Source organism: Actinomadura sp. BRA 177 (genome assembly GCF_013372625.1).
In the GTDB taxonomy this organism is placed as follows: domain Bacteria; phylum Actinomycetota; class Actinomycetes; order Streptosporangiales; family Streptosporangiaceae; genus Spirillospora.
This window is the reverse complement of record NZ_JABXFD010000181.1, coordinates 1-6911: the sequence shown is the minus strand read 5'-3', so window position 1 is coordinate 6911 and position 6911 is coordinate 1. Positions and strand designations below refer to the sequence as shown.

Annotated in this window: 8 protein-coding genes; 3 read left to right on the top strand and 5 right to left on the bottom strand. The window is 74.8% G+C overall.

Going from position 1 to position 6911, the window contains the following annotated elements; translation table 11 throughout:
* Positions 1–579 (bottom strand): TetR/AcrR family transcriptional regulator (locus HUX53_RS06120; protein WP_176402188.1); only part of this gene is annotated, 579 nt, incomplete at its 3' end.
* Positions 580–738: 159 nt separating this feature from the next.
* Here HUX53_RS06120 and HUX53_RS06115 point away from each other — a divergent pair.
* Positions 739–1524, top strand: a complete 786-nt coding sequence (locus HUX53_RS06115; RefSeq protein ID WP_176402187.1) for an alpha/beta fold hydrolase — start codon at positions 739–741, stop codon at positions 1522–1524.
* Between the two features lie 13 nt (positions 1525–1537).
* Here HUX53_RS06115 and HUX53_RS06110 read toward each other — a convergent pair whose 3' ends face one another.
* Entirely contained in the window at positions 1538–2161 is a 624-nt protein-coding gene (locus HUX53_RS06110; protein ID WP_176402186.1) for a YigZ family protein, read from the bottom strand.
* Positions 2162–2214: 53 nt separating this feature from the next.
* On the opposite strand from HUX53_RS06110, the gene HUX53_RS06105 reads away from it, so the two are divergent.
* A complete protein-coding gene (locus tag HUX53_RS06105; RefSeq protein ID WP_176402185.1) occupies positions 2215–2622 on the top strand; it encodes an ester cyclase in 408 nt (135 codons plus the stop codon).
* A gap of 31 nt (positions 2623–2653) precedes the next feature.
* Here the strand turns inward: HUX53_RS06105 and HUX53_RS06100 are convergent, their stop codons facing one another.
* Positions 2654–3433, bottom strand: a complete 780-nt coding sequence (locus tag HUX53_RS06100) for an HAD-IIA family hydrolase (protein WP_176402184.1) — start codon at positions 3431–3433, stop codon at positions 2654–2656.
* Between the two features lie 175 nt (positions 3434–3608).
* Here HUX53_RS06100 and HUX53_RS06095 point away from each other — a divergent pair, with 175 nt between their 5' ends.
* Positions 3609–5342: a class I adenylate-forming enzyme family protein gene (locus tag HUX53_RS06095; RefSeq protein ID WP_309237072.1), complete on the top strand. Its 1734-nt coding sequence runs from the start codon at positions 3609–3611 to the stop codon at positions 5340–5342.
* Between the two features lie 66 nt (positions 5343–5408).
* Here HUX53_RS06095 and HUX53_RS06090 read toward each other — a convergent pair whose 3' ends face one another.
* Both HUX53_RS06090 and HUX53_RS06085 read right to left on the bottom strand, forming a co-directional pair.
* On the bottom strand, positions 5409–5984 hold the full coding sequence (locus HUX53_RS06090; protein WP_067638243.1) for a TerD family protein: 576 nt from the start codon (positions 5982–5984) through the stop codon (positions 5409–5411).
* A 158-nt stretch (positions 5985–6142) separates the two neighbouring features.
* Positions 6143–6911 (bottom strand): acyl-CoA dehydrogenase (locus HUX53_RS06085; protein ID WP_303623150.1); only part of this gene is annotated, 769 nt, incomplete at its 5' end.

Sequence of the window (6911 nt, the reverse complement as noted above, 5' to 3'; positions counted from 1 at the left end):
GGCGACGCTCGACCGGTACTTCCCCTGCCGGGACGCGCTGCTGCACGCGCTGCACGAGGCGGCGCTGGCCTCCTCCACGCCGAGGCGGTGCCGGATGACGCGCGACACCACGCCCTCCAGGAGGCTGAAGTACATCTCGGCGAGCGTGTGGACGGGCAGGTCGGTGCGGAAGAAGCCGCCGGCGGCGCCGCGCTCGAACACCGCGCGGAGCGGGCCGGCGAGCTGCCGCTCGACGCGGCGGGCCTCCCGCGGCGTCCGCTCCAGCAGCCCGAGGGCGCGGTGCCGGCTGGTCGCGGCGATCGTCGCGCGGGTCATCCGGGCGACGGCCTCCTCGATCGGCACCGAGTCCAGCCGGGCGTCCTCCAGCCGGGCCGTCAGGTCGGCCAGCGCCGCCTCGTGCAGCGCGTGCAGCAGCGCGTCGCGGCTGGGGAAGTACCGGTCGAGCGTCGCCCGCGCGACCCCGGCCGCCGCGGCGATGTCGGCCATGCCCGCCAGCTCGCCGCGCTCGGCCAGCACCACGGCCGCGGCCTGGAGTATCCCCGCCCGCACCTGGTCGCGGATGACCGTGCCACTGCTCATCGCGGGAAAGGGTACACCGCCGTCCCGGCATGGGACGTCCTTCCGCCAGGACGCGATCGCATGAACAATGCCGGGGCGGGCGCCGGTCGCGGCGCCGCCCGCCCGCCCGCGGGCCGGAAACGGACCCGTCGGGGCCGCGAACCTGGGAAGGACATCTGCATGGAAACCGTGTACTCCAAGGACGGCACCCGCATCGCCTTCGACCGGACCGGCGAGGGGCCCGCCCTCGTCTGCGTCGGCGGGGCGCTCAACGACCGCGGGTCGGGCGCCGCGCTCGCCGCGCTGCTGGCCGGCCGGCACACCGTCCTCACCTACGACCGGCGGGGCCGCGGCGGCAGCGGCGACACCCCGCCCTACGCCGTCGACCGCGAGATCGAGGACCTGGCCGCGGTGCTCGACGCGGCGGGCGGGTCCGCGGCGGTGTACGGGATGTCGTCGGGTGCGGTGCTGGCGCTGCGCGCCGCCGCGGCCGGGCTGCCCGTCACCCGGCTCGCGCTGTTCGAGCCGCCGTTCCACTCCGGCCACGACGACCGCCTCACCCGCGCCCGCGCCTACAACACCGAGCTGACCGGGCTGCTGGCCGACGGCCGCCGCGGCGACGCGCTCGCGCTGTTCATGGGCAGTGTCGGGATGCCGGCGGAGATGGTGGCGCAGGCGCGCGGCGCGCCGATGTGGCCGGCGCTGGAGGCGCTCGCGCCGACCCTGGCCTACGACTCGGCGGTCATGGACGACGGCGGCGGCGGCGCGATGCCCGAGGCCCTCATCGGCCGGGTCACCGTACCGGCGCTGGTGCTGGACGGCGGCGACAGCCCCGCGTGGATGCGCGACACCGCCGCCCGCGTCGCCGGGCTGCTGCCCGCCGGGACGCACCGGACCCTGGACGGCCAGACCCACGACGTCGCGCCCGGCGTCCTCGCGCCCGCCCTGGCCGGGTTCCTGGCCTGACCCGGCGGGCGGGTCACGGCACCGGGACCTCGATGTGGCCGGGCGCGCCGCGCCGCAGCGCCGCGCGCCCGGCGGTGACCTCGGCGGCCCACGCCTCGAACGCCGCCAGCTCGGACGCGGGCACCGCGACGTCGGCCTCCACGGCCGCGGCGTAGCGGACGTCGCCGGGCTGGTGCCCGGCCGCGTGCAGGTCGCCGAGGAAACGTCCGGCCAGGGCGTAGTCCACGCCCACGGTGACCGTCACCACCGGGCGCAGCTCCACGACCCCGACCGCGTCGATGGTCTCCGCGACCGCCTGGGAGTAGGCGCGGACCAGGCCGCCCGCGCCGAGCTTGACGCCGCCGAAGTGGCGGGTGACGACGGCGGCGGTGCCGGTCAGGCCGCGCCGCACCAGCACCTCCAGCATCGGGATGCCCGCCGTCCCGGCCGGTTCGCCGTCGTCGCTGCTCTTGGTGATCTCGCCGCGCTCGCCGACGACGTAGGCGGTGCAGTTGTGGGTGGCGTCGCGGTGCGCGCGGCGGTGCGCGGCGATGAACGCCGTCGCCTCGGCCTCGCCGGCGGTGCGGGCGAGCGTGCAGACGAACCGGGACCGGCGTATCTCCAGCTCGTGCGAGCCGCCCTGTCTGATCATGCGCATGGCGTCCCCGAGTCTATGTTCGGGCGGGCGCGCCGCCGGGAAGGGTGGGCGGCATGGATCCATTGGACGCGCTGTACCGGCGCTGGCTGTTCGAGGTGTGGGCGGGCGACTACGCGGCGGCCGGGGAGATCCTGACGCCCGGGTTCACCGGGCACTGGCCGAACCTGGAGGTGCACGGCCCCGCCGAGGCCGCCGAGCAGGTCCGCCGCTCCCACGAGTACTTCAGCGGCGTCCGCACCGCCCTGGACGCCGGCCCGGTCGTCGGCGACGGGATGGTCGCCGCCGCGTGGAGCTTCCACGGCTCCTACCGGGGCGGTGTGCCGGGCGCGACGGCCGCGCCGGGGACGCCGGTGTCGTTTCGCGGGCAGGACATCTTCCGCGCCGAGGACGGCCGGTTCGCCGAGTACTGGGTCGTCTCGGACGCGATGGGCCTGATGACCGCGCTCGGCGCCCTCGGCTGAACCCGGAAGCACGCCGGGCCCCCGGCGGGGGTCAGACCAGGTCGATGAGGTCGGCGATGGAGTTGACGACGCGGGACGGGCGGAACGGGAACCGGGCGATCTCGTCCTTGCGGGTCACGCCGGTCAGCACCAGGATCGTCTCCAGGCCGGCCTCGATGCCGGCGACGACGTCGGTGTCCATCCGGTCGCCGATCATCGCGGTGCACTCGCTGTGCCCGCCGACGACGTTCAGCGCGGTCCGCATCATCAGCGGGTTGGGCTTGCCGACGAAGTAGGGCTCCACCCCGGTCGCGCGGGTGATCATCGCGGCGACGGCGCCGGTCGCGGGCAGCGACCCCTCCGGGGACGGGCCGACCGGGTCGGGGTTGGTCGCCACGAACCGGGCGCCGTCCTCGATGAGCCGGATCGCGCGGGTGATCTGGGAGAAGCTGTAGGTGCGGGTCTCGCCCAGCACCACGTAGTCGGGGTCGATGTCGGTGAGGACGAAGTCGGCCTCGTGCAGCGCCGTGGTCAGCCCCGCCTCCCCGATCACGTACGCCGACCCCTCGGGCCGCTGGTCGGCCAGGAACCGGGCGGTGGCCAGCGCCGACGTCCAGATCGACTCGGCGGGGACCTGCAGGCCGGCGGCGGCGAGCCGGGCCGACAGGTCCCGGCGGGTGTAGATCGAGTTGTTGGTGAGGACGAGGAACGGGGTGCCGGACGCCGACAGCCGGCGGATGAACTCCTCGGCGCCGGGCACGGGGCGGCCCTCGTGGACCAGGACCCCGTCCATGTCCGACAGCCAGTACTCGATCGGCCTGCGTTCGGTCATATCCCCATTGTCGCAGGTGAGGATCTTCGTTCGGACCGCCCCGCGCCGGGCCCCGGCCGGCGCGGGGGCGTTGACCTGCGCGTGACGTGGATCATAGATTTTCGGCACGGCGCACCGAACCGTGTTCGGCGGTACGGGCCGCGCGGCGGCGCGCCGTCACCCCGCGGGAGGCGCTGTGCAGGACCGGGACGTGCAGGACCGTGAGACGCAGGAGGGCGGGCTGCCGGGCATCGCCGAGGTGCGGGCGGCGATGACCGCGCCCGGGCAGCTGTTCGAGATGGAGGAGGCCGAGATCCGCGGTGTGCGGACGCGGGTGTGGAAGAACGCCCCGCCCACCCTCCGCGACGTCCTGGAGGCCTCCCGCGCGCACGGCGAGGCCGACTTCCTGGTCTACGGCGGCGACCGCCTCACCTTCGCCGGGCACTACGCGGCGGCGGCCGCGTTCGCGCGGCGGCTCATCGACCGGTACGGGGTGGGCAAGGGCGACCGGGTCGCGATCGCGATGCGCAACTACCCCGAATGGTCGGTGGCGTTCTTCGCCGCCGCCGCCGCCGGCGCGGTGGTGGTGCCGCTGAACGCCTGGTGGAGCGCCGCCGAGCTGGAGTACGGGCTGGCCGACAGCGGCGCCAGGGTCCTGATCGCCGACGCCGAGCGCGCCGAGCGGCTCGCCGGGGTGCTGCCGGGCCTGGGCGTCCCCTGCCTGGTCGCCCGGCCCGCCGGCGCCCTCCCCGACGGCATGGAGTCGTTCGCCGACGTCCTGGGCGACACCGGGGACCCGGCCGCGGCGTCGCTGCCGGAGGTGGCGATCGGCCCCGAGGACGAGGCCACCATCTTCTACACCTCCGGCACCACGGGACGCCCCAAGGGCGCCCTCGGCACGCACCGCAACATCGTCACCAACCCCGTCAGCCTCGCCTACGGGATCCTGTCGGCCGGGGTCCGCGCCGGCCGCACGCTCGCGGAGCTGACCGCGCCGGCGCCGCGGGTGACGCTGCTGAGCGTCCCGTTCTTCCACGCCACCGGCTGCCACTCGGTGCTGGTGACCCACGCGCTGCAGGGCGGCACCGTCGTGCTGATGTACAAGTGGGACGTCCGCACGGCGCTGGAGCTGATCGAGCGGGAGCGCGTCACCGGGTTCGGCGGCGTCCCCACCATGGCGTGGCAGGTGCTGACCTCCCCCGACTTCGGCGACTACGACACCTCCAGCCTCACCGGCGTCAGCTACGGCGGCGCCCCGGCCGCGCCCGCGCTGCTGGACACGATCAGGGAGCGGCTGCCCGAGCGGGTCCCCGGCAACGGCTACGGCCTCACCGAGACGTCCTCGGTCACCACCTACAACGGCGGCGTCAACTACCTGGAGCGGCCCGAGAGCGTCGGCCCGCCCGTCGCGGTCTGCGACGTCAAGGTCGTCGGCCCGGCCGGGGACGAGCTGCCGGCCGGGGAGGTCGGCGAGCTGCTGATCCGGGGCCCGAACGTCATCAAGGGCTACTGGAACAAGCCGGAGGCGACCGCCGCCGCGTTCGAGGGCGGCTGGTTCCGCAGCGGCGACCTGGCCCGCCTGGACGGCGACGGGTTCGTCTACATCGTCGACCGCGCCAAGGACATGCTGATCCGCGGCGGGGAGAACATCTACTGCGCCGAGGTGGAGGCCGCCCTGTACGAGCATCCGGCGGTCGCCGACTGCGCCGTGATCGGCGTCCCGCACCAGGTCCTGGGCGAGGAGGTCGGCGCGGTCATCGTGCCGCGCCCCGGGCGGGCGGTCACCGCCGGGGAGGTGCGGGAGTTCCTGGGCGAGCGGATCGCCGCGTTCAAGGTGCCGGCGCACCTGTGGTTCCGGGACGAGCCGCTCCCCCGCAACCCCGGCGGCAAGATCCTGAAGACCCGGCTGCGCGAGCAGCTCCTCGGCTGACCCCGGGAACGCGGAACGGGGCGTCCCGGACGGTTCCGGGGCGCCCCGCGCGGGCTGTGCGTCCGGTCAGACGTTGACGCCGAAGTCGGAGGCGATGCCCGACAGGCCCGAGGCGTAGCCCTGGCCCACCGCGCGGAACTTCCACTCGGCGCCGTTGCGGTACAGCTCGCCGAACACCATGGCGGTCTCGGTCGAGGCGTCCTCCGACAGGTCGTAGCGCGCGATCTCGCTGTTGTCGGCCTGGTTCACCACGCGGATGAAGGCGTTGCGGACCTGCCCGAAGTTCTGCTGGCGGCCGTCGGCGTCGTAGATCGACACCGGGAACACGATCTTGGAGACCTCGGCCGGGACGGTGTTCAGGCCGACCTTGATCTGCTCGTCGTCGCCCTCGCCCTCACCGGTGAGGTTGTCGCCGGTGTGCTCGACGGAGCCGTCGGGGCTCTTGAGGTTGTTGAAGAACACGAAGTGCTGGTCCGACAGCACCTTGTTCTCCGCCGAGACCAGCAGGGCGCTGGCGTCCAGGTCGAAGTCGGTCCCGGTGGTGGTCCGCACGTCCCAGCCCAGACCGACCACGACGGCGGTCAGTCCGGGAGCCTCCTTGGTCAGCGAGACGTTGCCGCCCTTGCTCAGACTGACTCCCACTGTTGTCTACCTCCGTATCGGACTGCGGGTGGGTGTCCACCCGCGATCGGTCTGTCTAACGAGAACGGTAGCCATCCCTCGCCGGTTCCCCCGGGTCCTTGGCGAATTCGCGGCGTGGCGTGCCGTTTCGTCCCGTCTCCGAGCGTAGGGGACGTACGTCAGGTGCCGGGGGGTGCGGTGAGGAAGGCGGTGGGCGCGGTGACGGGGGCGGGCAGGGCGAACGCGGCGGCCAGTTCGGCGGCGCGGGGGGCGAGCTGGTCGCAGGCGCGGCGCCGCGCCGCCCACACCTCGTCCAGGATGCCGGGCGGTGCGGCGCCCTCGTTGAGCAGGTCGGGGGCGCGGCGGTCCAGGACGTTCAGCGCGTGCAGCCGCAGCACCGGCCCGAGCTCGTCTGGGCCCGTGTCCACGACGGCGGCGCAGATCTCCAGGACGATCCGGTCGGCGCACGCCGACGCGGTCCGGGCGGCCAGGACGAGGTTGGCGTTCCAGGCGGTGAACGCGTCGCCCTCCCGCAGCGCGGCGTCGACGCGGGCGGCGAGGCGGTCGCGCATGCGGCGCTCGGTGTCGCGGGCCAGGAACAGCCAGACGCGCGGGGAGTCCAGGTCGCCGCCGTCGGGCGGGCCCGCGCCCGGTTCGGGCGGGACGTAGCGGTCCCGGTCGGCCATGGCGCGGGCGGTGTCGTAGCGGTCCCGGTCGGCCATGGCGCGGGCGGTGTCGGAGAGGATCAGCTCGTTGTCGCCGCCGGCGTTCTGGTAGGCGTGCGTCAGGCCCCGGTAGGCGTTGAGGCGCTCGGCGGCGGCGAAGCCGGGCGCGCCGCTGTGCACCCGGCACGCCGACACCGTCTCCTGCGCCTGGGCGGTCGCGGCGGCCTTCAGCAGCGCCAGGTCGCGGTCGACGGCCGACCACGGCGCCCACGCGGTGTCCGGG

Excerpts from the sequence above, each read along its gene's own strand:
- HUX53_RS06105 (WP_176402185.1), top strand. The coding sequence starts at position 2,215 with ATGGATCCATTGGACGCGCTGTACCGGCGCTGGCTGTTCGAGGTGTGG.
- HUX53_RS06115 (WP_176402187.1), top strand. The coding sequence starts at position 739 with ATGGAAACCGTGTACTCCAAGGACGGCACCCGCATCGCCTTCGACCGG.
- HUX53_RS06110 (WP_176402186.1), bottom strand. The coding sequence starts at position 2,161 with ATGCGCATGATCAGACAGGGCGGCTCGCACGAGCTGGAGATACGCCGG.
- HUX53_RS06100 (WP_176402184.1), bottom strand. The coding sequence starts at position 3,433 with ATGACCGAACGCAGGCCGATCGAGTACTGGCTGTCGGACATGGACGGG.